Source organism: Shewanella zhangzhouensis (assembly GCF_019457615.1).
Taxonomy (GTDB): domain Bacteria; phylum Pseudomonadota; class Gammaproteobacteria; order Enterobacterales; family Shewanellaceae; genus Shewanella; species Shewanella zhangzhouensis.
On sequence record NZ_CP080414.1, the window covers coordinates 2,790,411 to 2,815,495 of the forward strand.

The window sequence follows — 25,085 nt, forward strand, 5'->3', positions numbered from 1 at the left end:
AGGCAACCCCATGCTTGCACAAATGAAAGACATTCAGCTGCCGCCAGAGGTGTCAGCCTGGCCACCCGCGCCCTGGGTTTGGCCGGTACTGGCAATCCTCCTTGGCCTGTTGGCGCTGGGATGTTGGCGCTTGCTCAAATACAGGGCGGCGAAGCAGGCATTGCTCAAACCCAGAGTCTCAGCACTTGCTTTACTCGCCTCTCTTTCGCCCACAGAGCCAGCATTTGCATTCGCGCTCTCTGCACTGCTTAAACGGGTGGCTATGAGCTATTACCCAAGGGCGCAAATCGCTTCGCTGACCGGGGATTCCTGGGCTGAGTTTCTCGCCAGCCGATATCCAAACAAGCAAGGCTTCGATGTGTTTCAACAGATGGCTCAGGCGGCGTATCGTCAGGAGCCCCTCGAAGCCAAACAGGCCGAGGCCATGAAACAACAGGCACAGCTCTGGATTGCCTCTCTCCCACACAAGCCTTTGGCAACTGACACAATCTCCGGGGAGGCCAAGGCATGTTAACTCTGGTATTCCCCTGGCTACTCCTGCTGCTGCCGTTGCCGCTGCTGATAAAGCCGCTTCATCGCCAGACTCAGGGTGGATTCCTGCATCTGCCCGGCAGCGGCGATCTGGCAGCCGATGTCACCAAGAGCACACCCAAAGCGAGAGACATCCTCAAGTGGCTGATGTGGACGATGCTGGTGCTTGCTGTCGCCCGGCCGCAGTGGCTGGGCGAGCCCATCGAGCTGCCAAGTAAAGGACGGGACTTGATGGTGGCGGTGGATCTCTCTGGTTCCATGCAAATCGAAGACATGGTACTGGACAATAAAACCGTCGACCGATTTACCCTGGTTCAACATGTGGTGAGCGACTTTATTGAGCGCAGGGCCGGTGACCGTATCGGGCTTATCCTGTTTGGCGACCATGCCTACCTGCAATCACCCATGACCCAGGACAGACGCTCGGTGGCCCAGTATTTACGTGAAGCCCAAATCGGCTTGGTCGGAAAACAAACCGCTATTGGCGAGTCCATTGCGCTGGCGGTTAAGCGCTTTGAAAACCTTGAAGAAAGTAACAGAGTACTGGTGCTGCTCACCGACGGCACCAACAACGCGGGAAATATCTCACCGGACAAAGCTGCTGCCATTGCGGCCGAACGCAAGGTCACTATTTACACCATAGGCGTGGGTGCCGATGTGATGGAGCGACGCAGCTTTTTCGGCCGCGACAGAGTCAACCCCTCCATGGATTTGGATGAAGCGCAGCTTCAGCGCATTGCCGATACCACCCAGGGTAAGTATTTCAGGGCCCGCAGCAGTGAGGATCTTGCCGCAATTTATCAGGAAATCGACAAACTCGAGCCGGTGAGCCGGGACACCCAGAGTTTCAGGCCCAAACAGGAGCTGTTTTTCTATCCCCTTGCCCTCGCCTTTTTATTGAGCCTGTTGGCGGCGCTGCGGGAAGGCGGCCTGGTTGCTCCCGGGAGGATTGCGCCATGATCCACTTTATCCGGCCCGAGTGGTTACTGCTTTTTATTCCCCTGCTGCCCGTGCTTTGGTTTTTAAACCGACGCCGAGGGGCGTCCTCTGCCTGGCAGGGCTATATCGCCCCCCACCTCGCCAGAGTACTGTTAACTGAAGGCAATGGGCGCAGCTCAGGCACCGGCCTTTGGTGGCTCGGTGCAGCCTGGACTGTAACCACCCTCGCCCTTTCCGGCCCGGCCATAACCAAGGAGCCCATGCCGGTGTTCGCCGCCGGTGCGGCCAGGGTTCTGGTCATGGATATGTCCATTTCCATGTATGCCACCGATTTGCCGCCAAACCGCCTGACTCAGGCCAGATTCCGCGCCATCGACCTGATAAATCAGCTCAGTGACGGTGACACAGCTCTGGTAGCCTATGCGGGGGATGCCTTTGTCATAAGCCCACTGACCCGTGACAAGGCCACCCTGCTCAATCTGCTGCCGTCACTTTCGCCCGACATTATGCCGCTCCTTGGCTCGTCCCCTGCCGCCGGCGTCAGTCTGGCCCGAGAGCTGCTGACCCAGGGCGGACATCCCGATGGCGACATAGTGCTGATGACCGACGGCCTCGATGCCGTGGATGTGGCAGATGTGAAGCGGTCGCTGAAAGACAGCCCGTTTCGGTTAACGGTTTATGGTTTTGGTACCGCCCAGGGCGCACCCATGAAGCTGCCAAATGGCACTTTTGTGAGAGGAAATGACGATAATCTGGTGCTGCCCAAGCTGGACGCCGAACTTCTCGCCGGACTGGCCCAGTCAGAGCGCGGCATTTGGCAGCCATCAACCCTGGATGGCAGCGACATCAGTCGCCTTGTAACGTGGTTATCGCGGGAAGGCGAAGCCACTGATACTGAGCTCACCGGCGATACCTGGCAGGATCTGGGGCCTTATCTCGCGATGTTGCTGCTGTTACCTGCACTGCTGAGTTTTCGCCGGGGAATACTGGCATCAATGCTGTTGCCGGCGATGCTGGCACTTTCCCTGAGCAGTCCAGAAGTCGAGGCCAGCATCTGGCAAACCCGGGACCAACAGGCTATGGAGGCGTTTCGGCAGCAAAACTTCGCGACTGCCGCCAACGAATTTGAACGTGAAGACTGGAAAGCCGCCGCCCATTATCGCGCCGGTGATTATGAAGCCGCGCTGCAGGGTTTTGAGAAAGATAGCAGTGCTGCAGGCCTTTATAATCAGGGCAATGCCCTGATGCAGCTGGGCCGTTACGATGAAGCGGCGCAACGCTATCAAAAAGCCCTTGAGCAACAACCGGATTTAGAAGATGCCAAGCGCAATGCAGCCCTAGCCAAGGCGCTCGATGAGATGCAAAAATCTCAGCAAGAAAAACAGGGTCAGGATGGACAGTCCTCATCTGGCGACTCACAGCAACAAAACTCACAGTCGCAGCCGCAAAACTCGCAGCAATCTGGCACAGAACAGGGCCAGGACTCAAAGCAAGGCGCTGAAAGCAATAACAGCGGCCAGTCGCAAAACAGTCCGCAGTCAGGAACGGAAGGTTCGCAAAGTGCCCAGGACGGACAAAGCCCCGGCGAGTCACAGCAACAAAACGACAGCCAGCAAAACGACAGCCAGCAAAGTGATGCCGCGCAGGAGACAAACTCCGGTGATGACGCAGCAAATAAAGAAAGCGCTGATTCAAAAAGCGGAAACGCAAACAGCAGCGAGTCAACTAGCAGTGAGTCAACTAGCAGTGAGTCAGGCAGCGGCAAGGGCGATGGCAATAACGACGCGCACATGAGTGCCGATATCCCGGCTGAGCAGCAAATGCCACAGGCGTCAGGCGGTGAGTCTGCCGGGAAGAATGGCAGCGTCACGGCCGATGAGCAAAACAGTGCAGCCGGGCAGGCCTCCAGCCAGGAGGGGGCTGAGCTTGCCGAGGGCGAGTCAGAGGCGGATGCCGGGCAAGCCCAGGTCGGCGTGATAGACCCCACCCTTAAAGAATCGGACCTGCCGCCGGAGATGATGCGGGCACTCAAGTCAGTTAACGACGACCCCTCGGTGCTGCTTCGCAATAAGATGCAATTGGAATATCAACTTCGCCGCGCCCGCGGTGAACACAGACAGGAAAAAGAAAAGTGGTAAGGAATCTGATACTGGGACTCGCCCTGTTTTTTTTCACCCTCCCCGGCTGGGCACTGGACCGCATTGAGGCCACAGTGGATAAAAATCCGGTGGGACGCGACGAAAGTCTGGTGCTTACTGTGATTGCCGATGATGAAGTGGAAGCCAACCGTCTGGATACCTCGGCGCTGCTGCGAAACTTTTTGGTGGGCCGCACCAGTGTCAGCCGCTCAACCCGCATCATCAACTTCAACAGTGAAAAAGAAACCCGCTGGCAGGTGCTGTTGACGCCAAGGACCACGGGCACCCTCACTATCCCGGCCTTTACCATCGACGGCGTGTCCTCGGCGCCCATCACAGTGGATGTTTCGGAGCAGGATCAGGTTAACCGTGATGCCCAGTACCTCTACGTTGAGGGAGAGCTGCTCACTCCCAGCGTGTATGTTGGCCAGTTGGCCCTGTACAAAGTTAAACTTTATCTGGGTCTGGATCTGCAACGGGGTGAGCTGTCGGCGCCGCAAATGGTCGGAGCCCAGATTAAGCAGCTCGGTGAAGATAAAGATGGCAGTGACATTGTCGATGGCCGCCGATTTCGGGTGATTGAAAGGATGTACGGCATTATTCCCGATAAAGCCGGCACCCTCACAATGCAGGCGCCGGTGTTTGAAGGGGATGTGCTGGTGCCCGCCCCCCGTAACGGCGGTATGTTCAGCTTCAATGAAAGCCGTCCCATGCGGACCTCGGGCAAAGACGCTGCCATCGAGGTACTCGACAAACCAGAGGGCTGGCAAGGGCATTGGCTCGTTGCCAATCTGGTGGCGCTGAAAGAAGAGTTTCCTCAGGATATTGAAGAGTTTGCCGTAGGCACCCCCATTACCCGCAGCGTTACGCTGCTGGCATCCAATGCCGACGAAACCAGCCTGCCAAGCCTCAACCTGCCGCTGCCACCAGAGCTTAAGTCCTATCCGGAAAAGCCCGAGACCAAGAGCTTTTTACGGGAAGGCCAGTTGGTGGCACAGCTGAGATTAACCCAGGCTATAGTGCCCACCGAAGTGGGGACCTTCGAGCTGCCGGCCATCGAAGTGCCCTGGTGGAATCCCCATTTGAAGCGCCGTGAAATCGCCACCATTCCAAGCCGAACTATCAGGGTCACAGGTCCCGCGCCCGCCGCGCCCTTGCCCGCTAATGCTGAAGTAGCAGCGCCTTCGGCCACATACTGGCCCTGGCTGACCGCCTTTTTGGCACTGGGCTGGCTTGCTACGGCACTGGGATGGGCTATGAGTGCAAAGCGGGCATCACAACATCCAGTGGCGACTGTTCAGTCTCACTCTCAGGGTGTGAGTGAATTCAGGCAACAGCTCGCCAGAGCCTGCCAGGGCTCAGATGGCAGTGCCATGCTAAGTGCGGCCGCCGACTACCTGTCTGCGTGTTACGGGACTAACATTACCCTCGATAAGGCCAGGGCATTGTCCGAACCTCTCGGAAAGGCCCTTGGCCAGATACAACGCGCCCGTTTCGGTCAGCATGGCGCAGGTAATGAGGCTCCTGATGGCGGTGCACTAATAGCGGCCATCGAGGCATTGGAGAGAAAATCCAGCCCCAACGCAGCCGCCTCGCTCAGCGAACTCAATCCCTGAATGCGGACAGTGTTTAAGGGGTAAGCAGTGGCTCATCGCACCGGCACTTAAAAGTCGTACGTCCTGTGACCAAAACATCGCTTTGGGTCACAGGCTGAAGCCACCAACACAGGATGCCCTCTTCACTCGGGATCTGGACACAGGCACAACAGGGATAAAAATGTTTGCATCGCTGCGAAAGAAATTCGCAACCAGTGCGGTCTCCTCTGACATGCTGACAAAACAACGACGTTACGACAGCCTGGTCAGGGCGCTTCATGCCGATGTTTACCGATTTGCCTATTGGCTGTGCGGCGATAAACACATCGCAGAAGACATCACCCAGGAAACCTTTTTACGAGCATGGAAGTCTTTGGATTCCCTCAAGGATGACAAGGCTGCCAAGGCTTGGCTCATCACTATTTTGCGGCGGGAAAACGCCCGTCGGTTCGAGCGTAAACAGTTCGACTACAGCGACATAGAGCAGGATTCACTGGAGGATGTGATAAGCCATACCACCGAAGATGAAACCGAGCATTATTGGCTCAGACGACAGATAGCCAAGCTGGAACCGGAATATCGCGAACCCCTGGTACTCCAGGTCATTGGCGGCTTCAGTGGTGATGAGATAGCCGAACTGCTTGAGCTTAACCGTAACACAGTGATGACCCGGCTCTTTCGGGCCCGTAACCAATTAAAAGATGCTCTTGAACAACCAGAAAGCCGAGGTCAATCCAATGGATGAACTTGAGTTTCGCCGCCGAGCCTATGGCGAACCGCAAAGCCAGGATCCTGAGTTTTTACAGGCTCAACAGGAGGCCAGTGGCCGCGATGCCTTTGTTAGCGATCTTAAGGCGCTGGACAGAAAAATCGCCAAAGCACTCAAGGTGGATGTCCCTGAGGATTTGGCCGACAAACTGCTGCTGCGCCAACAGCTGACCGTTCATCACAAACAGCGGCGCCGCACCACCTTTTTAGTGGCAATGGCAGCCTCTGTAGCCTTTGTATTTGGTTTAAGTTTCAGCCTGCTGCGACTGGGGCCTGTGGACTTGGGTGAGCATGCCCTCAGCCACGTTTACCACGAATACAAAGCCTTACAGAGTGAGAGAGACATAGACCTTGGCGACATTAACGCCAGTCTGGTAAGTGTGCGCGGCCTGGAATCTACCCATTTCAGCAGTGCTCCGGGTCGGGTAGTTTACAAGGCGTACTGTGATTTTCAGGGAGTGCGCAGTTTACACCTGGTGCTGGAAGGCGAAGCCGGTAAAGTCACCCTCTTTATTGTGCCGGTGGAGGAGCGGATGCAGCTGCCCACCCAATTTGCCGACAATCGCTATCAGGGGATTGGTGTGAAGACAGAGGATGCCTACCTGCTGCTGGTTGGCGAAGAAAAAGCCGCGTTGGAACACCTCGAACAAAACCTGCTGCAAAGCTTTATTTAAGCTGCCAATGCAGACGGCCAACCGGCCGTCTGCTTCGTTTTGCGCAACACAGCATAGCGACTCGCCAGCCAACGCGGGTCTGCCGCACGCAAGCCGCACGCAAGCCTGCGGCACACGAGTATTGAACCCTGTCGCATCTTCAGATTGTGGTGGGCGGGCCAGCCCGCCATTTACAAAGTTCAGCACTCTTCATCGAACGTTCAGACCCAGTGCCTAGGCGCTGACAGTGATCGCAGCCATTAAGCAAACAGCGCAGCACTGGTCAGATATGCATCACAACTCCAGCGGCAATTGGGATCCGGTCCAAACTTCTGATAGCATGCGTTGGCGAAAGTATTCCAATAAAAAACCTATGGTTGACACAGCATGAGCATAGATACACCTATTTTAGTCACCTTTGTGGGCTATTTGGCCCTGATGATGGGGATAGGATTCTGGGCCTACAAGGCCACAGACTCCGTTGATGATTACATTCTCGGTGGCCGCAAAATGGGCCCTGGCGTAACCGCACTCAGCGTGGGTGCCTCCGATATGTCCGGCTGGTTGTTGCTGGGTTTGCCCGGTGCTGTTTACCTTGGCGGTCTGGGTGAAGCCTGGATTGGTATTGGCCTGGTAATTGGCGCCTGGTTGAACTGGCTCTTTGTGGCAAAACGCCTGCGTATCTACACCCAGCTTGCTGACAACGCCCTGACGCTGCCAGACTTTTTCGAAAAACGCTTCCACGATAAAGCGGGTTTGCTGCGCTTTGTTTCTGCTCTGACCATATTGGTATTTTTTACCTTTTATGCCTCATCCGGCATGGTGGGCGGCGCCATTCTGTTTGAAAAGGTATTTGGCTTGGATTACACCGCCGCCCTGGTGATAGGTTCGGCCATCATCGTCGGCTATACCTTTGTGGGCGGATTTTTTGCCGTAAGCTGGACCGATTTTTTCCAGGGCTGTTTGATGTTGATTGCCCTGCTGATTGTTCCCATGGCCATTTTTACCAACAGCGAGAGCCACGCCAGCATTGATACTCTCTCACCGGAAATGCTGTCGCTGATTGGCGAAGGCACAACCCTGATGGGCGTTGCCTCCCTGATGGCATGGGGCCTTGGGTATTTTGGCCAGCCTCACATTTTATCGCGCTTTATGGCCATTGAGCGCCCGGAGCATTTGCCGGTGTCCCGCCGCATTGCCATGAGCTGGATGATAGTGTCGCTGATGGGTGCATTGGCCACAGGCCTTGCAGGCAGCCTCTATTTTGCCAAAGAACCGCTCGCCAATGCCGAGACCGTCTTTATTCATCTGGCTCAGGTGGCGTTCAATCCCTGGATTGCGGGCCTGCTCATTGCCGCTATTCTGTCGGCCATTATGAGCACCATCGACTCCCAACTGCTGGTGTGCTCCAGCGTGGTGACCGAAGACTTCTATCGCAAGCTGCGCCCCCAAGCCAATGACAATGAACTGATGCGTGTCGGTCGTGTCGGGGTGCTGGCCATCGCTATCATCGCCGGCGTAGTGGCTTTGGATCCCCAAAGCAGTGTGCTGGGGCTGGTGAGCTACGCCTGGGCCGGCTTTGGTGCAGCCTTCGGCCCTGTGGTGCTCTTGTCACTGTTTTGGCGTGGTTACAGCAAAGCAGGTGCACTGGCAACTATCATCACAGGTGCAGTCACAGTGGTGGTATGGAAACAGCTAAGTGGTGGCCTCTTCGATCTTTATGAAATACTGCCCGGCTTTATTCTGGCCACACTGGCTGGTGTATTAATCAGCCTGGTCGCGCCGGCAAATGACAACGTCCGCACCGAATTTGACAGCTTCCAAAGCAAACTCTGAAACCCTGTCGAAATCCACACATCCAAAAAAAGCGTACACATGTACGCTTTTTTATTGGGTTAAGTGTAAGTTTTTGTATCTCGGAGCACTGAGTAGCGCATAGTTTTCTCAAACAACAGACCCAGCAGCATACCCACCAACTGGCCCGGCCAGATGGGGGTTTACGGGTTCAGCTTAAACATTGGATTGACTAACACAAATTCAAATTAACTGATTAATAACATTTTTTACCTAGAGTTAATACTCTGGTCGGACTTGTTGAGGTACACGCATACTCCTATGATGCCTTTTTTTATAGCCGGATGGCATCGGGGTTTCACCGGCAACAATGACAACAAGAGAAGAGACGATGAAGTACTTCAACAAGACACTGCTTGCTGCCGCCATTGGTTTGGCAAGCACCCAAACCCTGGCTGCCGGTTTCCAGCTCAACAGTCAATCAGCCACAGGTGTTGGCCGGGCTTTTGCCGGTGATGCCGTTATCGCGGACAACGCCTCTGTACTGGCCCGTAATCCAGCCGCCATGGCGCTGTTTGACAGTACGGCCCTGTCTCTGGGCGTGACCTATGCCGACATCGACGTGAGTGTAAAAGATGTCTGCAAGGCAGGTACCCCTATTTGTTTCGGCAGCGACACTGAAGCGGCCGAAGATAAAATCATCCCCAATTTCTATTACATCAATCCCATCAACGATAAATGGGCCTTTGGTGTAGCCGCCTTCTCCAACTTCGGCACAGGCACCGATCCTGGCGCACTGGCCAATAACGCCGTCACTCTGCCTGGACTTGGCACCATTCCTGCGCCGGTTGATCTGCTGGGCAACACCGAAGTCATCACCATGAACCTGAATGCCAGCCTGTCTTATCGTGTAAACGAGCAGCTGAGCCTGGGCGCCGGTGTGGATGTGATCTACGGCCAGGGCACCCTGACCCGTAACGGCAATCTGCCTTTTGGCCCGAACGGTGAAATGGTGCCGGTAAGCCTGGTGAACGTGGATGCTGACGGTTGGGCACTGGGTGGGATCCTGGGCGCGGTGTATGAATTCAATGCCGACCATCGTTTAGGGGTGAGCTACAGATTCAGCCCCGAGTTCAAAGCCAGCGGCGATGTGCAGACTCTGGTGCCACAGGCTCAGGCGTATGCCAACTTTGATGAGATTGTGATTCCGCTGCCGGACATTTTCCAGGTGGCCGGTTTCCACCAGCTGACTGAAAAGTTTGCCCTGCACTATACTGCGCAGCTGACTTCCTGGGGCGATTTCAAAGAGATCACCCTCGAAGATGGCACCCTGGGCCAGACCAGCATTCCGTCTTCTCAGCTCAAGCACTATGCCTGGGATGACTCCTGGCTGTTCAGCATCGGCGGTACTTATCAGCTGTCTGATACCTGGACACTGCGCGCCGGCTACATGCACGATCAGGGCGTAGTGGATGAAATCAGCTCGATTTCTATCCCTGACTCAGATCGCAACTGGTACACCCTTGGCGCAAGCTATGCCCTGTCTGCCAATGCCACCCTGGATCTGGGTGTGGCACTGGTGCGCGGTGAAGATACCGAAGTGCTGGAGCAAAGCGCCATCATCGGTGACGTGATTGCCCATACCCGCTCCAACGCCGTGTACTACTCACTGCAGTACAGCTACAAGTACTGACAGCCAGTAGCCTGGACTGAAAAAAACACTGAAAAGGCCGCGATTATCGCGGCCTTTTTGTAACTGTCGTCAGCCTCACCTACCCTTAAAGCAGTATTTCAGCCACTGAACGGGGGATAGGTTTATGGCAAAGGTGATTGGCTTGGGCGGCGTCTTCTTCAAGAGTTCTGACCCCGAAGCACTGGCAAACTGGTACAAGACCCACCTGGGTATGCCGGTGGAGCATTGGGGAGGCTGTGCCTTCAGGGCGCTGGACTTGCCTAAGGGCAGTTACAGTGTCTGGAGTCCATTTGACGCTGGCAGCGACTACTTTCACCCTTCCCGTCATCCCTTTATGTTTAATTTGGTTGTGGACGATCTGGACGCAGTGCTGGCACAGGCTGCTGCCGGTGGAGCCGAGGTACTGCCCGGACGGGAGGACACTGAATTTGGCCGTTTTGGTTGGTTTATTGATCCCGATGGCAACAAAGTGGAACTCTGGCAGATGAGTGTCAATTCGTAACTCAGTCACACTCCTGATGCAAAGCCTTGTCAATTTGCGTATTCTGGAGCGAAAACGCCGTTGAAACAGGAACTTTCATGGACAAGTCTCTTACTCCCGCCGCCATGGTGCTGGGCGTCTGCCTGGCCGGTGGTATGGGATTTATCGGACACAGCATTACCGAAACCGCCACCAATTTAAAAGCCCTTGACCGCACGGTCAGTGTCAAGGGGCTCGCCGAGCAGGAAGTGATGGCCAACGTGGCCATCTGGCCAGTCCGTTTTGCGGACGTCGACAACGATCTGGCAAGCCTCTACAACACAGTGCAGCAAAAAACCGACAAGGTGGTGGCCTTTTTAAAAGCCCAGGGATTCAGCGACGATGAAATCACCCTGACACTACCCGCTATCGAAGACAGAAGCACCCAGGGCTACTCCGACCCCAACCTCAAGTATCGTTATGCCGCCAGAGTGACGGTGTCGCTCTACACCCATCAGGTCGATAAATTACTGCAAGCCAGAAAACACATCGGCGTGCTCGCCCGTGATGGTATTGCCATTGGCGGTAACGAATACGAATCCCGAGCCGAATTTTTGTTTACCGAGCTCAATCGCATCAAACCGGCCATGGTGCAACAGGCCACGGAAAACGCCCGGGAAGTCGCCGAGAAATTTGCCAGGGACTCAAGCTCCAGTCTCGGCAAAATCAAAACCGCCAGCCAGGGGCAATTTATCATCACAGACAGGGACAGCAATTCGCCCCACATTAAAAATGTGCGAATAGTCAGCACGGTCACCTATTATTTAACTGACTGATTTTGATTGAAAGGAGCCATTGGGCTCCTTTTTTCTGTGTGTGAGTCACATTCCATAATTTTTTTCTAATGAAATGATTGCCGCGGTGACAACTTTTCATTAGAATTTTCTCATAGATTAAGCGGGAGCCTTTTTTATGACGACTTTCAAACAGCTCTTGGGACTGTCTCTGTTGGCCATTGGCCTGAGTGCCCAGGCAAGCCAAACGCTGGTAGTAGAACACACAGAAGAAGACAGATATTTAACCCTGGACGCCCTGATTGAGCCGGTGCAGGCCGCCACAGTGTCGGCGCAAACATCGGGCCGGATCCTGAAAATCCATTTTGACGTCAACGACACAGTGCCTGCCGGTGCTGCCCTGCTGGAAATCACCAGCAAGGAGCAAGGCGCTGCGCTGGCTGCGGCTGAAGCCGACTACGCCCGTGCCCTGGCGGTGAATACTGAAGCACAGGCCACACTGAAGCGTTATCAGGATCTTTTCCCCAAGGGCGCAATTTCCCGCGGCACCTTCGATGAGGCCATTGCCCGAGCCAAGAGCAGCGAGCAGGCCGTGACTGCCGCCAATGCCGCCATAGTGCGCGCCCGCGAATCTTTAAGCTACACCACAGTGTATGCCCCCTTTGGTGGGGTGCTCACCGAGCGTCATGTGGAACAGGGCGAAACCGTTAACCCTGGCCAGCCACTACTGTCCGGCTTCAGCGCCGATAAGATGCGGGCCGTGATGCAGGTGCCTGGCCGTTATCTCGCCGCCTTGAAGGCCGCCGGCGCCGTGAGTGTGGAACTGGCGGATGGCCGCAGCATTGCCAGCAATGAGCTGACCATTTTCAGCTTTGCCTCCCCCCAAAGCCACAGCTTCCAGGTGCGTATCCAACTGCCTGAGAATGCCGATGTGCAACCGGGCAGCTGGGCCAAAGCCAGTTTTGTACAGGGCAAACGCCGTATGCTGCTGGTGCCCCAACGCGCCATCGTTTCCCGCGGTGAACTTACCGGCGTCTATATGATGCAGGGCGATAAAGCCGTGCTCACCCAGGTGCGCCTTGGCAAACAGCAGGGTGACAGAGTACAGGTACTCTCAGGCCTCAATGACGGTGACGTCATTGCCGCTGACGCCTATGCCGTAAGTGCCCAGTGAGGAATACAGGATGACGAGCGAAAACCTCCAACAGTTAGGGATTTCCGGCCGCATCGCCCGCGCGTTTCAGGTCAGTGCCATTACACCGCTGCTGGCGCTGTTGGCCCTGCTTCTGGGGATGTTTGCCGTGATGGTGACCCCCAAGGAAGAAGAGCCACAGATTGATGTGACCTTCGCGGATGTGTTTATCCCCTTCCCCGGCGCAACACCTGCGGAAGTGGAGCATTTGGTTACCCTGCCGGCAGAGCAGGTTATCTCTGAAATCAAAGGCATAGATACCCTTTACTCCTTCTCACAACCCGATGGGGCCCTCATCATTGCCATCTTCGAGGTGGGTGTAAAACGCAATGACGCCATAGTCGCGCTTTACAACCAAATCTATTCGAACATGGACAAGCTGCCCAGCGGCGCCGGTGTGGGAGAGCCGCTGATAAAACCCCGTGGCATTGATGATGTGCCTATCGTCAGCCTTACCCTGTGGTCCGAAGCCAACGACATCACCCCCGAACAACTGACTCATGTTGCCCGTGGACTGGAGACAGAACTTAAGCGCATTCCCGGCACCCGAGAGATCTACACCCTCGGACAACATGAGTTGGTTCTCAATGTGCGCATAGACCCGGCCGCGCTGTCGGCCTATGGCCTGAGCTACAGCGACATCAACCGCGCGCTCTCCGGCAACAACCAGATTTCCATGCCTGTACCATTGGTTCAGGACAATCAGGAAATCAAGGTACAAACGGGCCAGTTCTTAAGACGTCTGGAGGACGTTCAGGAGCTGGTGGTGGCGGTACGTCAGGGCGCCGATGGCTACAGCGAACCGGTTTACCTCGCAGATCTGGCTGAGGTCACCCTGAAAAGCGACCTGCCAAGGGCGCAGGTACAGCACGTCACCAAAGATGGCAGCTATCCGGCAGTCACCCTGGCCATCGGCAAACAGACCGGCATGAACGCCGTGGACATTGCCGACGCCGTGATTGAACGCATGGGCACACTGGAGAACACCCTGCTGCCTGCCAATGTGCATGCCACTGTGTCGCGCAACTATGGCGACACCGCCGCAGATAAGTCCAATACACTGATTTTTAAACTGATATTTGCCACCACAGCCGTGGTAATCCTGGTGCTCTTTACCATGGGGATGCGTGAAGCCCTGGTGGTAGGCATTGCGATTATCATCACGCTGGCGCTGACCCTGTTCGCCAGCTGGGCCTGGGGCTTTACCCTCAACCGGGTATCGCTGTTCGCGCTTATCTTCTCCATCGGGATCCTGGTGGACGATGCCATTGTGGTGGTGGAAAACATTCACAGGCACATGAGCATGGGCAAACGCTCGCTGCGGGAGCTTATTCCCGTTGCCGTTGACGAAGTGGGCGGCCCGACCATTCTCGCCACCTTCACTGTAATAGCCGCCCTGCTCCCCATGGCCTTTGTATCCGGACTCATGGGTCCTTACATGAGCCCCATCCCCATCAATGCCAGTATGGGCATGCTGATTTCACTGGCTGTTGCCTTTGTGCTCACCCCCTGGCTCAGCGGCAAGCTGTTAAAAGCCCATCCCCATGAAGGCACCACTCAGGGTGCTGAGTCTCCCCATGGCGGCGAAGACCCGCGCATGGTGCGGATTTTTACCCGTCTGATTGGCCCCTTCCTCAATGGCAAAGCCGGTCGCAAGGCACGCCTTGGCCTCGGCCTGGCCATCATAGGCCTCATCATGGTGGCCGTTGCCCTGCCGGTCATGCAGGCCGTGGTGCTCAAGATGTTGCCCTTTGACAACAAGTCCGAGTTCCAGGTGATGGTGGACATGCCGGAAGGCACGACCTTTGAAGAAACCCACAAGGTACTGCAGGCTCTGGCAGACGAACTGACCACAGTAGAAGAAGTGCAGCATATGCAGCTCTATGCCGGCACAGCCGCCCCAATGAACTTCAACGGTCTGGTTCGCCATTACTTTTTGCGCTCAAGTCCTGAGCTTGGCGATATTCAGGTCAATCTGAGTGATAAGAAGCACAGAAGCAGGGACAGCCACAGTATCGCCCTGGCGGTAAGAGGCCCGCTGCAGGAAATTGGCCGTCATTTCGGCGCCAACGTCAAGGTGGTGGAGGTACCGCCCGGGCCGCCGGTATGGTCGCCCATCGTTGCCGAAGTCTATGGTCCCAACGAAGCCATGCGTCAGGAAGCGGCCCGTAATGTCCTCGGGGTATTCAATACCACCCAGGATGTGGTGGACATGGATATCTTCCTCCCCGCCGGGCAACAGAAATGGCAGGTACTGATTGACCGCAGTAAGGCAGCGCTGCTTGGGGTTTCCTATGCTGAGATAGTAGATCTCGTTGCCACCTCAGTGGGTGGACGGGATGTGAGTGTGCTGCACCTTGAGAACCAGGCCCGTCCGGTCCCCATTCGTCTGCAGCTGGAAGAAGGCAGCAAGCTGGATCTGGATGCCATCATGGGCATGACTCTGCCCGGCAGTCGTGGACTGGTTGCCATTTCCGAGCTGGTGACTATACGTAAAGGCGTGATAGATGCGCCCATCATCCATAAAAACCTTATCCCCATGGTGATGGTGGTCGCCGATATGGCGGGCCCACTGGACAGCCCGCTGTACGGAATGTTTGAAATGGCCTCGACCATTTCGGACAGCGAGGAGATGGGCTACGCCCAGCATTATGTCAATCAGCCTTCAGGCCTGACCGACGTGGCCGTGCTCTGGGATGGCGAGTGGAAAATCACTTATGAAACCTTCCGCGACATGGGGATAGCCTATGCGGTAGGCATGATTGCCATTTACCTCTTGGTGGTAGCCCAGTTCAGATCCTATCTGGTGCCGCTGATTATCATGGCGCCAATTCCGCTGACGGTGATTGGGGTGATGCCAGGGCACGCGCTCTTTGGTGCCCAATTCACGGCCACCTCCATGATAGGCATGATTGCCCTGGCCGGGATTATTGTGCGCAACTCGATTTTGCTGGTGGACTTTATTAATCAGGAAGTCGAGCGCGGAGTGCCCTTTGCCCAGGCCGTGATCCACTCGGGCGCCGTCAGGGCCAAGCCCATTATGCTCACGGCACTGGCTGCCATGATTGGTGCCCTCTTTATCCTTGACGATCCCATCTTCAATGGCTTAGCTATCAGCTTGATTTTCGGGATATTTATTTCAACCTTGCTGACTTTGGTCGTCATCCCCGTGCTCTACTACAGTTTTATGAGACACGGCCATGAGACCGAATAACATACCCTGACCCCGTAGGAGAAACATTATGTCACTCGAACGCTCTATTATGGCTTTTGCCGGCTTTATGGTACTGCTGTCATTGGTACTGACTGCGTTGGTCCATCACAATTTTGTCTGGCTTACTGCCTTTGTCGGCGCTAACCTGTTCCAAAGTGCCTTTACCGGATTTTGCCCCGCCGCCATGCTGATGAAGAAGCTTGGGGTAAAAACCGAGGCCGAACTTTGTAAGTTAAAACAGTAGCTGTAAATTAAAAACAGTCACCAAGGAGACGCTGTGAACCCACTGGCTAAAGTCGGGCAACTTGCCCTGATTGGTTTGATGCTGATGCTGACAAGCACGTTGGCTATCGGCCAGGACAAAGATGCAGCCACCGCATGGAAACTGATTGAACAGGGCGCCATGCTGGTCGATGTACGTACACCGGAAGAATATGCTGCAGGGCATATCGAAGGTGCCATCAACATTCCCTACGAGGAAGTGGCCGCTGAATTTGCCAAACGAGCCATCGACAAGGACACTTCAGTGGTACTCTATTGTCGCAGCGGCAGACGCAGTGGTGTTGCCAATGATGCCCTGAACGCGGCTGGCTTTACCCAGGTATACAACGGCGGTGGCTACGAGACTTTGGCGCAATCGGGCAAATCCGAACAAAGCCAAAAGTAACGCCCTGCCACAACAGGTTATCCCCATCCAAAAGGCACCCTAAGGGTGCCTTTTTGTTATCAGCTTGTTTTCCACCGAACCGCATGGCAAGCGGTATCCCTATGGCTAAAGCCATAAAAATGGCGCCAAACCGATGATTTAGTCTCGTAACAGCTGAAACCCACCTTATATCCAACAAAAACGAATAAGTTATAACCAAATACAATAAAAAGCATAAAATTTTAATATTTTCACAAATTTAATATCAAAATTTCGTTTTACCTCTGTTTTACCTGTCGGCACACTGCTCCATTCAAGGATCCGAATATTCATTCAGCAAGCCATCAAGCAAGCGAATACAGCCCACTCAACTTGCATAAATATTCTAATTTGGCACTTTTTCACCCAACCATACCCACACGCTATTCTGTTTACATTACGTTTACAAATGTTTCATCGATAGATACATTCACTGCCGAAAATGGATTTCAGGTTTTACCGAATGGATGCCAAATAACAACGACAAGTTCTGCCTCTTGCAACATGGAAGACGAGTATGACAATGAAACACAAAAAAACTTTAGCCCTGGGTTTATCAACCCTCGCACTGGCAGTGTCTGCCGGTGTTCATGCCGCACCTACTGACGCTGTCTTCGCCAAAGGCGAAAACTCCCCGCTGCCAAAGCGCTATGTAGTTAAATTCAAAAACAATGCCGCAGCCGAGCTTTACAGTGCTGAAGACACACTCAACAGCATGCAGTATCAGCCACGCAGCCATGAAGTCTATGGTCACCACCGTGCGCTCAATGCCGCCAGCGCCAAAGAAATGAAGCGTATCGGTCGCAGCAACGCTTACACAGTGAAGCTGGACAACAATGGCATCAAGGCCCTGCGTGCCCGTGCCGATGTTGAATTTGTGGAAGAAGACGTGCCACGTCGTCTGCTCGCTGAAACCACCCCCTGGGGTCAAACCTTTGTGGGTGCAACTCAGCTGGCCGATAACCTGAGCGGCAACCGCACCATCTGTATCATCGACTCAGGCTATGACCGTGGTCATGCCGATCTGTCGGGCAACAATGTCACAGGTACCAATAACTCAGGTACCGGCAACTGGTTCGAACCTGGTAACAACAACGCCCACGGTACCCACGTTGCCGGTACCATTGCGGCGATTGCCAACGGTGAAGGCGTGGTGGGCGTATTGCCAAACCAAAATGCCAATATCCATATCATCAAAGTGTTCAACGAAGCGGGCTGGGGTTACTCGTCAAGCCTGGTCAGTGCCGTGGACACCTGTGTGGCCAATGGTGCCAACGTTGTCAGCATGTCTTTGGGTGGCGCCAGCTCAAGCACCACAGAGCGCAACGCCCTGGCTGCCCACTACAACAACGGCGTACTGCTGATTGCTGCCGCGGGTAACGATGGTGACAACACCCACAGCTACCCGGCATCCTACGACAGCGTGGTATCTGTTGCTGCCGTCGACAGCACCAAGCAGCATGCTGCGTTCTCCCAGTACACCAATCAGGTGGAAGTGTCAGGTCCCGGTGAAGCCATTCTGTCTACCGTGACCCGCGGCGAAGGCCGTTTGTCTGACATCGTTGTTGGTGGCCAGTCTTACTTCAACAACGGTGTAGTACCGCACAACCGTTTGGTGAAGTCCGGTACCAGCTACGCCCAGGCTCCCATCAACGGCACTGTAACCGCCACCCTGGCCGAGTGTAGCGTGTCTGGCAGCACCTTTAACTGTGGCAACATGGCAGGCAAGGTGTGTCTGGTTGAGCGTGTTGGCAACCAGGGCTCCAGCTACCCTGAAATCAACGCGGCCAAGGCCTGTCAAAACGCCGGTGCTTCTGCCACCATCGTTTACTCAAACACCGCCCTGCCCGGCCTGCAAAACCCCTTTGTGGTTGACACCAACAGCGAGCTGACCAAGGTGTCTGTGTCGGTTGACCGCGCTACTGGCTTGGCGCTGCGCAGTCACATTGGTTCCAGTGTGACCGTATCCAGCGAAGGTGGAAAGGACTACGAGTACTACAACGGTACGTCTATGGCGACCCCACACGTTTCCGGTGTAGCCACCTTGGTGTGGAGTTATCATCCAGAGTGTAGCGCCGCACAGGTACGTGCAGCCCTGCGTGCAACAGCCGAAGATCTGGATGTGGCTGGCCGTGACGACAAGACAGGTTATGGTCTGGTTGATGCGGTTGCCGCCAAAGAGTATCTGGACGCTTCCTGCGATGGCCCAACCAATGGCGGTGGCAACAATGGTGGCTCAGACGCCGAGATGACCAATGGCGTTGCCAAGAGCAACCTCGCCGGTGCCAAAGATGAAGAGCTGCACTTCTTTATCGATGTGCCTGCCGGTGCCACCAACCTGAACTTTGCCATGAGCGGTGGCAGCGGTGATGCGGATCTGTACGTTCAGTACGGTGCGGCTCCCACCACCAGCAGCTACGATTGCCGTCCATGGAAAGGCGGTAACACCGAATCTTGCCCAATCACCACAGCTCAGGCCGGTACCTACTATGTTATGGTGCAGGGTTACAGCGCCTTCAGTGGTGTGAATCTGGTTGCCAGCTACACTGCGCCTACCGGCGGCAGCACTGGTGGTACCACGGGTCCTGCGACTTATACCAACACCGATAACTACAGCATTCCGGACAACAACACCGCCGGGATCAGCAGCCCTATCGATGTAAGCCGCAGTGGCGATGCCGGCACTGTTACCGTGAAAGTGAACATCGTACACACCTACATTGGCGATCTGCAGGTTGAACTTATCACGCCAAGTGGTCAGGTAGCCGTGCTGCACGACAACACAGGCGCAGGCACTGACAACATCAGCAAGACTTACACTGTGAACGCCACTGGTGTTGAGTCTCAGGGTACCTGGAAGCTGAAAGCCGTTGACAGCTCACGCCGTGACACTGGTTACATCGACTCATGGGAAATCTCGTTCCAATAATCCATTGAGTCTGTGAAAAAGGAGCCTTAGGGCTCCTTTTTTATTGGTAAAATACCGATGAAGCGATGTTAAAACACCCTGATTGGGTTAAACGGTGTTATTTAAGGCTCCGGGGGACAATCACCACGTCATATTCACCATTGGAGACACGCACGTTACCCTCCTCATCGATATTGACCGCCAATGTCATGGTTTTGGCGACAAAGGGCAACAAAACCTCCAGGCTTGGATTATCGAACGCGAGCACCGAAAGGGAGTCGATTCGGGCACACTTTCCGGCCATGTCATCCCACCAATGGGCCAAATCCTGGCCGCCGTAGGCGAACACCACCACCTTATCGGCCCGATTGACAGCACGTTTTATCCGCCGCTCATCCGCCAGGCCAAACTCCGCCCACAGCAAATAGTGACCATCGAGCGCCTGTTCACAGAGCTCAGGTTCGTCCTGATTACAGAGTTCACCAACAAATTTAAGCCCCGCTGAGGCATAAAGTGCAAAGGCAAGCAGCCTGAGCATCAGCCGCGGCTCGGTCTCGGAGGGATGCCGCGCCAGCGTCAGTTTGTGATAGCCGAAATAGCCACGGCGTAAGTCGGCTATCTCAAAACTGACTTTATGGACATCGGACTTAAGCGTCATGGCAATGACAAAACGGCTTTAAAGCGCGCCTGGCCTGAGATGTCTGGCCTGGGGGAAATGGGCCCTGAGCGCCTTTATCTGGGCCGCATCAGCGTATACCAGCACCCTTTTACCCGTTTCCAGCGCTTTATCCAGGGCGGCAAAGGAAGACGCTGGCCTGCGCTCGGCATCGCGCCTTAGCAGTTCATTCAGCTCTGGCGGCAGACTGATGTCGGACTCGATAATATCAAGGCGCTGCAACATGGCCATGGCGGCGATGGGCAATAGCCTGGGTGAGGTATCCTCATCAATCAGCAGCAGCTCACCCTGCCCCTCGAGGGACAAAAACGCATCTTCGAAATGAAGCTCCGTCTGAGCATCAAATCTGTCACCGTTGAGGGCAAAAAACCGCTCCCAGAAACGTCGGCGGGCAGGCACAGTGGCAAGGGTTTCCTGTACCTGTTGTCGCCGCGACGCAATAAAGTCGAACAAGGGCGTCAGTGAGGGCGGCAGCCAGGCTTCGAGGCGTGCCCTTATGTCTCTGGCAAATACAGGGGCGGCACCGGCCGTACTGATGGCGACAACCAGGCGACCGCGGTCGACGATGGAGGGGGTGATAAAGTCGCAATACGCCGGGTTATCCACCACATTGGCCCAAATATTCCGGCGCCTGGCAACACCGGTAAGATGCACATTCAGCGCTTCGTCGTTGGTGGCAAGGTACAGCAAATCCCAATCGCAAATATCATCATCGTTGACGGGACGTTCATGGAGCTTAATGCGGCCGCTGTGGCTTAACGCCTGAATCTCTGCGCAGGCTTCAGTGGCTATTACGGTGATCAGCGCGTCAGTGCGGCAGAGCAGCTCCAGCTTACGGGCGGCCACATCACCGCCCCCCACGACCAGAACCGAGCGGTCACGGGTATCAACAAACAGGGGAAAATATTGCATCTGCGGTCCTAGTCAGTCACCAGCGGCAGTTGACGGGCAACCCAGGCTTTGTAGCCACCCACCAGAGAAGCCACCTTGGTGTAACCCATGAGCTGCAGGTTATACGCCGCCAATGCAGAGCGATAGCCGCCACCGCAGTAGAGCAACAGGGGAGTCGATTTATCGGGGAAACGGGTTTCCACATCCCGCTCAAGAATGCCACGGCCCAGGTGTCTGGCGCCGGGAAGTCGGTCTTTCAGCCATTCGTGATCTTCACGAACATCGAGCAGTTGCCAGCTGTCGTCGGCCTGATACTCCTCAACGGAGATTTCTGTAACCTTGGGAAGTATTGATTCAACCAAGGCAACAAATCCGGGATTATGCTGCATTTTGAACTCCTTATGATGCCCTTTTGCGACCAGTGTAGTGCTATGGTCAGGGCTTCACAAGTGATGCATGCACAAGTTCAGTTATGGGCTTCGCTGCGCTCAGAACTGCAATGCCAGCACAGCTCAAAGCTGGCTTCATTCATCTCATGGCAGTTCAAACATTGCCATTGGGGACGGTCACCACCCAGGCTGTCCAGTTGGCTTTGGGCCTTGGCGAGCTCAGATTCATTGACCCACAATTCGACATTCTGCAGATCAACCGGCAGCTCACCTACACCACCGAGCAGCGCCTCGCCTCTGAGTTCTACCTGTATACCGGCAACCTGTAACAGCCCTTTCCAGGTATGGGCCTGGAGCAAATTGCCACCGGCCAATAAACATTTACGTTGTTCCATCGGACTTTCCTACAACTACTGCTGTCTCTTTTGATATATGCCCCACTCCCGGGCCAGCCCATGCTAGCGACAAATCGCTGTAAAATCGAGCACTGAAAAGCCGACATTGTTAACATTTTTAGAACATGCTGTTTGGTATTTACGAAAATGAACCATAAAAAAACCACCTCGAAGGGTGGTTTTTAAGGTCATCATGCCGCTTAAGGCATAATCGAAGGCTGGTCGGCGCCTTCTTTCTCGACTTCTACCGGCATCATGTGCTCACGGTTGATGCCAAGACGAATGGCCAAATAACTCGCCACATAGATGGACGAGTAGGTACCCACCACAATACCCAGCAGCAGCGCCGTTGCGAAGCCGTGAATAAGGGTGCCGCCCTTGAGGAACAAGGCCACCACGGTGATGAGTGTGGTACCGGTCGTAATGATGGTACGGCTCATGGTTTGGGTGATGGAGTTGTTAACCACCTCTTCCGGGGTACCCTTACGCATCTTGAGGAAGTTCTCACGGATACGGTCGAATACCACGATGGTGTCGTTGAGCGAGTAACCCACAACGGTCAAGAGACCCGCCAGAACCGTCAGGTCAAACTCCAGCTGCAGCACGGAGAACACGCCCAGGGTCACGATAACGTCGTGAGCCAGTGCGGCAACCGAACCTGCGGCAAGACGCCACTCGAAGCGGAAAGACACGTAAATAAGGATACAGATAAGCGCCACCAGCACCGCAAGGCCGCCCTGCTCTGCCAGTTCCTTACCGACCTGTGGTCCCACAAACTCCACGCGCTTTTGGACAACTTCAGGGTCGAGTTCAGTGGCTTTGGCCATCACCACTCGCACCTGGTCGTCACTCTTCACGCCTTCACGTACCTGCAGACGCACCAGCACGTCACGGCTTGAACCAAAGTTCTGAACCACGGCACCGGCCACAAGCGGCTCGGTGAGGTTGCTGCGCAGTGTCTCGAGGTTAACCGACTTGGAGAATTCCATCTCCACCACGGTACCACCGGTAAAGTCCAGGCCCCAGTTGATACCGCGGGTCGCCAGAGATACCAGCGAACCCACCACCAGGATGGCAGACAGGATACTGATGGGCGCGGCGTGCCGTAAGAAATTGATGGAGCCTTTGATATCTAAAATCTGAAACATGATATGGGCTTCCTTAAATCGACAATTTCTTCACACGCTTACCACCCCAGAGGGCGTTCACGATAGCACGTGTACCCACAATGGCAGTAAACATGGAGGTGGCAATACCAATCATCAGGGTCACGGCAAAGCCTTTGACCGCACCTGTACCCACGGCAAACAAAATCAGTGCCGTCAGGAAGGTGGTGATGTTGGCGTCGGCGATGGTCGACAGTGCGTTGCCATAACCTTCATGGATAGCCTGCTGTACGCTGCGACCGGCACGAAGCTCTTCACGGATACGTTCATAAATCAGTACGTTACCGTCAACCGCCATACCCACAGTCAGTACCATACCGGCAATACCCGGCAGGGTCAGCACCGCACCCGGGATCATGGACATGACGCCCACTACCATGATGAGGTTGGCACACAGTGCCAGGTTGGCAATCACACCAAAGGCACGGTAGTACACCAGCATAAAGGCCAGCACCACAACCATACCCCAGATCATCGCCTGCAGACCGTTTTCGATGTTTTCAGCACCCAGGCTTGGACCAATGGTGCGTTCTTCCACGATTGATACAGGGGCAATCAGGGCACCGGCGCGCAGCAAGAGCGCCAGATTCTGCGACTCGCTGTGGGTCAGACCCGTGATAACAAAGTTGCGGCCAAGGCGTGCCTGAATGGTGGCAACCGAGATAACTTCCTCGATTTTACGCATCTTCACGCTGCCATCGGGGTTACGCTCACCGCTGTCCTTGTATTCAATGAACAGGGTCGCCATCGGCTTGCCGATGTTGTCCTTGGTAACGTTGGAGAAGATTTCCCCACCCTTGGCATCCAGCTGAATAGCAACCTGTGGACGGCTGTATTCGTCGAAAGAAGGCTGGGCACCGGTAATATGGTCACCGGTCAACATCACTTCTTTCTTCAGTACCACAGGACCACCTTCGCGGCGCTGATACAGCTCGCTGCCGGCTGGCACACGGCCATTGGCAGCGGCAGCCACGTCGGCTTTTTCATCCACCATGTGGAATTCAATGGAGGCTGTGGCACCCAGAATTTCCTTGGCGCGGGCAGTGTCCTGCACGCCGGGAAGTTCCACGATGATGCGCTCAGCACCCTGACGCTGCACCACTGGCTCAGCCACACCCAGCTCGTTCACACGGTTACGTATGGTAGTGATGTTTTGCAGCAGGGCTTCCTCTTTGATTTGCTTGAGGTAGGCCTCGCTCATCACCGCCAGCAGTACCACGTTGTCACCACTGGAGATGTCAGAAAACACCATGTCATTGCCACGGCTCTTCAGGAAACGTTCTGCCTGAGACAGGGTCTCGGCGTCACGGAACTTGATTTCGATACCGCGCACAGTGCGATGGACACCGGCATAACGAATACGCTCTTCACGAAGTTGGCTGCGAAAATCGGCAATCTTGGCCTCTTCCATCTTGCGGATGGCTTCGCTCATGTCCACTTCCATCAGGAAGTGCACACCGCCGCGAAGGTCGAGACCCAGCTTCATGGGGCTGCCGCCCACTGACTCCAACCACTCGGGGGTGGCCGGTGCCAGGTTCAGGGCAACTGTATATTTGTCGCCAAGCAGTTCGGCAATGGTTTCTTTGGCTGTGAGCTGATCTTCAGCATTGGCCACACGCACCAGCAACTGGCCATTTTCAAGCTCAGAACGCTTGATACCTATGCCCTTGGCGGTCAGTGCGGCTGACACGTCAGATTGGGTAGTTGCGGTAACGTCTGCACCACGGGTAGCCACGACCTGGACGGCATGATCCTCGCCGAACAGGTTGGGCAGCGCATAGAAGCCACCAATGGCGATGACCAGCACCACCATGATGTTCTTCCACATTGGGTATTTATTTAGCACGCCTTTCGCCCTCTTGGCTTACAGGGACTGGATAGAGCCTTTTGGCAATACCGCTGCGATGTAGTCCTTTTTGATGGTGATGTTGGTGCTGTCATTCAGCGCCAGCAGTACATAGTCGCTGTCTTCAGAGATCTTGGCGATTTTGCCGAGAATACCGCCGCTGGTCAGCACTTCGTCACCCTTGGACAGGGAAGACATCAGGCTTTTGTGCTCTTTGACGCGCTTGGACTGAGGACGAAAGATCATAAAGTAGAAGATCAGGCCAAACAGGCCCAGCATGATCACAAGTTCCATGGTACCGCCACCCTGAGGTGCTGCACCGGCTGCATTGGCATACGCGTTAGAAATAAACATAGCT

Annotated in this window: 22 protein-coding genes; 15 read left to right on the forward strand and 7 right to left on the reverse strand. The window is 55.0% G+C overall.

Annotated elements, in window-relative coordinates; all coding sequences use genetic code 11:
- Window positions 1-10 precede the first annotated feature (10 nt).
- From K0H63_RS12120 to K0H63_RS12190, 15 genes are all read left to right on the forward strand, one after another.
- The gene (locus tag K0H63_RS12120; RefSeq protein WP_220064904.1) at window positions 11-514 is read left to right on the forward strand and encodes a DUF4381 domain-containing protein; all 504 of its coding nucleotides are present in this window, start codon (window positions 11-13) and stop codon (window positions 512-514) included.
- Window positions 508-1,491, forward strand: coding sequence for a vWA domain-containing protein (locus tag K0H63_RS12125; protein WP_220064905.1), 984 nt, complete (start codon window positions 508-510; stop codon window positions 1,489-1,491). The genes K0H63_RS12120 and K0H63_RS12125 overlap by 7 nt, the downstream gene beginning before the upstream one ends.
- Window positions 1,488-3,608: a vWA domain-containing protein gene (locus tag K0H63_RS12130; RefSeq protein WP_220064906.1), complete on the forward strand. Its 2,121-nt coding sequence runs from the start codon at window positions 1,488-1,490 to the stop codon at window positions 3,606-3,608. Before K0H63_RS12125 ends, K0H63_RS12130 begins: the two co-directional genes overlap by 4 nt.
- On the forward strand, window positions 3,602-5,224 hold the full coding sequence (locus K0H63_RS12135; RefSeq protein WP_220064907.1) for a BatD family protein: 1,623 nt from the start codon (window positions 3,602-3,604) through the stop codon (window positions 5,222-5,224). Before K0H63_RS12130 ends, K0H63_RS12135 begins: the two co-directional genes overlap by 7 nt.
- Window positions 5,225-5,384: 160 nt before the next feature.
- Complete coding sequence (locus K0H63_RS12140) at window positions 5,385-5,948, forward strand: sigma-70 family RNA polymerase sigma factor (RefSeq protein ID WP_220064908.1); 564 nt, start codon at window positions 5,385-5,387, stop codon at window positions 5,946-5,948.
- Complete coding sequence (locus K0H63_RS12145) at window positions 5,941-6,645, forward strand: DUF3379 domain-containing protein (RefSeq protein WP_220067893.1); 705 nt, start codon at window positions 5,941-5,943, stop codon at window positions 6,643-6,645. Before K0H63_RS12140 ends, K0H63_RS12145 begins: the two co-directional genes overlap by 8 nt.
- A gap of 366 nt (window positions 6,646-7,011) precedes the next feature.
- Window positions 7,012-8,460: a sodium/proline symporter PutP gene (gene putP, locus K0H63_RS12150; protein ID WP_220064909.1), complete on the forward strand. Its 1,449-nt coding sequence runs from the start codon at window positions 7,012-7,014 to the stop codon at window positions 8,458-8,460.
- A gap of 349 nt (window positions 8,461-8,809) precedes the next feature.
- Complete coding sequence (locus K0H63_RS12155; RefSeq protein ID WP_220064910.1) at window positions 8,810-10,111, forward strand: OmpP1/FadL family transporter; 1,302 nt, start codon at window positions 8,810-8,812, stop codon at window positions 10,109-10,111.
- Between the two features lie 124 nt (window positions 10,112-10,235).
- Window positions 10,236-10,613: a VOC family protein gene (locus K0H63_RS12160; protein ID WP_220064911.1), complete on the forward strand. Its 378-nt coding sequence runs from the start codon at window positions 10,236-10,238 to the stop codon at window positions 10,611-10,613.
- Between the two features lie 77 nt (window positions 10,614-10,690).
- Window positions 10,691-11,407, forward strand: coding sequence for an SIMPL domain-containing protein (locus K0H63_RS12165; RefSeq protein WP_220064912.1), 717 nt, complete (start codon window positions 10,691-10,693; stop codon window positions 11,405-11,407).
- Between the two features lie 136 nt (window positions 11,408-11,543).
- Window positions 11,544-12,539 (forward strand): efflux RND transporter periplasmic adaptor subunit, encoded by a 996-nt coding sequence (locus K0H63_RS12170; RefSeq protein ID WP_220064913.1) that lies wholly within the window; start codon window positions 11,544-11,546, stop codon window positions 12,537-12,539.
- A 10-nt stretch (window positions 12,540-12,549) separates the two neighbouring features.
- Window positions 12,550-15,771 carry an efflux RND transporter permease subunit gene (locus tag K0H63_RS12175; RefSeq protein WP_220064914.1) on the forward strand — a complete coding sequence of 1,074 codons (3,222 nt, stop codon included), beginning with the start codon at window positions 12,550-12,552 and terminating at the stop codon, window positions 15,769-15,771.
- 28 nt (window positions 15,772-15,799) lie between these two features.
- Window positions 15,800-16,015 (forward strand): YgaP family membrane protein, encoded by a 216-nt coding sequence (locus tag K0H63_RS12180; protein ID WP_011760296.1) that lies wholly within the window; start codon window positions 15,800-15,802, stop codon window positions 16,013-16,015.
- Window positions 16,016-16,093: 78 nt separating this feature from the next.
- Window positions 16,094-16,438 (forward strand): rhodanese-like domain-containing protein, encoded by a 345-nt coding sequence (locus K0H63_RS12185; protein ID WP_434086765.1) that lies wholly within the window; start codon window positions 16,094-16,096, stop codon window positions 16,436-16,438.
- A gap of 535 nt (window positions 16,439-16,973) precedes the next feature.
- Entirely contained in the window at window positions 16,974-19,385 is a 2,412-nt protein-coding gene (locus tag K0H63_RS12190) for a S8 family serine peptidase (protein ID WP_220064916.1), read from the forward strand.
- 97 nt (window positions 19,386-19,482) lie between these two features.
- On the opposite strand, the gene K0H63_RS12195 is transcribed toward K0H63_RS12190, so the two are convergent.
- The 7 genes from K0H63_RS12195 to yajC all read right to left on the reverse strand — a co-directional run bounded on the left by K0H63_RS12195 (window position 19,483) and on the right by yajC (window position 25,081).
- The gene (locus tag K0H63_RS12195; RefSeq protein ID WP_220064917.1) at window positions 19,483-20,022 is read right to left on the reverse strand and encodes a YaeQ family protein; all 540 of its coding nucleotides are present in this window, start codon (window positions 20,020-20,022) and stop codon (window positions 19,483-19,485) included.
- 18 nt (window positions 20,023-20,040) lie between these two features.
- On the reverse strand, window positions 20,041-20,952 hold the full coding sequence (locus K0H63_RS12200; protein ID WP_220064918.1) for a precorrin-2 dehydrogenase/sirohydrochlorin ferrochelatase family protein: 912 nt from the start codon (window positions 20,950-20,952) through the stop codon (window positions 20,041-20,043).
- A gap of 8 nt (window positions 20,953-20,960) precedes the next feature.
- On the reverse strand, window positions 20,961-21,320 hold the full coding sequence (locus K0H63_RS12205; RefSeq protein ID WP_220064919.1) for a rhodanese-like domain-containing protein: 360 nt from the start codon (window positions 21,318-21,320) through the stop codon (window positions 20,961-20,963).
- Window positions 21,321-21,397: 77 nt separating this feature from the next.
- Window positions 21,398-21,715, reverse strand: a complete 318-nt coding sequence (locus K0H63_RS12210) for a putative signal transducing protein (protein ID WP_011760302.1) — start codon at window positions 21,713-21,715, stop codon at window positions 21,398-21,400.
- 200 nt (window positions 21,716-21,915) lie between these two features.
- Window positions 21,916-22,863 (reverse strand): protein translocase subunit SecF, encoded by a 948-nt coding sequence (gene secF / locus K0H63_RS12215; RefSeq protein WP_220064920.1) that lies wholly within the window; start codon window positions 22,861-22,863, stop codon window positions 21,916-21,918.
- Between the two features lie 13 nt (window positions 22,864-22,876).
- On the reverse strand, window positions 22,877-24,727 hold the full coding sequence (gene secD / locus K0H63_RS12220; protein WP_011760304.1) for a protein translocase subunit SecD: 1,851 nt from the start codon (window positions 24,725-24,727) through the stop codon (window positions 22,877-22,879).
- 18 nt (window positions 24,728-24,745) lie between these two features.
- Complete coding sequence (yajC, locus tag K0H63_RS12225; protein WP_220064921.1) at window positions 24,746-25,081, reverse strand: preprotein translocase subunit YajC; 336 nt, start codon at window positions 25,079-25,081, stop codon at window positions 24,746-24,748.
- Window positions 25,082-25,085: the final 4 nt, after the last annotated feature.

What these genes read in the sequence shown, in the direction of transcription:
- K0H63_RS12120 (WP_220064904.1), top strand. Translation starts at nt 11, where the DNA reads ATGCTTGCACAAATGAAAGACATTCAGCTGCCGCCAGAGGTGTCAGCC.
- K0H63_RS12125 (WP_220064905.1), top strand. Translation starts at nt 508, where the DNA reads ATGTTAACTCTGGTATTCCCCTGGCTACTCCTGCTGCTGCCGTTGCCG.
- K0H63_RS12130 (WP_220064906.1), top strand. Translation starts at nt 1,488, where the DNA reads ATGATCCACTTTATCCGGCCCGAGTGGTTACTGCTTTTTATTCCCCTG.
- K0H63_RS12140 (WP_220064908.1), top strand. Translation starts at nt 5,385, where the DNA reads ATGTTTGCATCGCTGCGAAAGAAATTCGCAACCAGTGCGGTCTCCTCT.
- K0H63_RS12145 (WP_220067893.1), top strand. Translation starts at nt 5,941, where the DNA reads ATGGATGAACTTGAGTTTCGCCGCCGAGCCTATGGCGAACCGCAAAGC.
- putP (WP_220064909.1), top strand. Translation starts at nt 7,012, where the DNA reads ATGAGCATAGATACACCTATTTTAGTCACCTTTGTGGGCTATTTGGCC.
- K0H63_RS12155 (WP_220064910.1), top strand. Translation starts at nt 8,810, where the DNA reads ATGAAGTACTTCAACAAGACACTGCTTGCTGCCGCCATTGGTTTGGCA.
- K0H63_RS12160 (WP_220064911.1), top strand. Translation starts at nt 10,236, where the DNA reads ATGGCAAAGGTGATTGGCTTGGGCGGCGTCTTCTTCAAGAGTTCTGAC.
- K0H63_RS12165 (WP_220064912.1), top strand. Translation starts at nt 10,691, where the DNA reads ATGGACAAGTCTCTTACTCCCGCCGCCATGGTGCTGGGCGTCTGCCTG.
- K0H63_RS12170 (WP_220064913.1), top strand. Translation starts at nt 11,544, where the DNA reads ATGACGACTTTCAAACAGCTCTTGGGACTGTCTCTGTTGGCCATTGGC.
- K0H63_RS12175 (WP_220064914.1), top strand. Translation starts at nt 12,550, where the DNA reads ATGACGAGCGAAAACCTCCAACAGTTAGGGATTTCCGGCCGCATCGCC.
- K0H63_RS12180 (WP_011760296.1), top strand. Translation starts at nt 15,800, where the DNA reads ATGTCACTCGAACGCTCTATTATGGCTTTTGCCGGCTTTATGGTACTG.
- K0H63_RS12185 (WP_434086765.1), top strand. Translation starts at nt 16,094, where the DNA reads ATGCTGATGCTGACAAGCACGTTGGCTATCGGCCAGGACAAAGATGCA.
- K0H63_RS12190 (WP_220064916.1), top strand. Translation starts at nt 16,974, where the DNA reads ATGACAATGAAACACAAAAAAACTTTAGCCCTGGGTTTATCAACCCTC.
- K0H63_RS12195 (WP_220064917.1), bottom strand. Translation starts at nt 20,022, where the DNA reads ATGACGCTTAAGTCCGATGTCCATAAAGTCAGTTTTGAGATAGCCGAC.
- K0H63_RS12200 (WP_220064918.1), bottom strand. Translation starts at nt 20,952, where the DNA reads ATGCAATATTTTCCCCTGTTTGTTGATACCCGTGACCGCTCGGTTCTG.
- K0H63_RS12205 (WP_220064919.1), bottom strand. Translation starts at nt 21,320, where the DNA reads ATGCAGCATAATCCCGGATTTGTTGCCTTGGTTGAATCAATACTTCCC.
- K0H63_RS12210 (WP_011760302.1), bottom strand. Translation starts at nt 21,715, where the DNA reads ATGGAACAACGTAAATGTTTATTGGCCGGTGGCAATTTGCTCCAGGCC.
- secF (WP_220064920.1), bottom strand. Translation starts at nt 22,863, where the DNA reads ATGTTTCAGATTTTAGATATCAAAGGCTCCATCAATTTCTTACGGCAC.
- yajC (WP_220064921.1), bottom strand. Translation starts at nt 25,081, where the DNA reads ATGTTTATTTCTAACGCGTATGCCAATGCAGCCGGTGCAGCACCTCAG.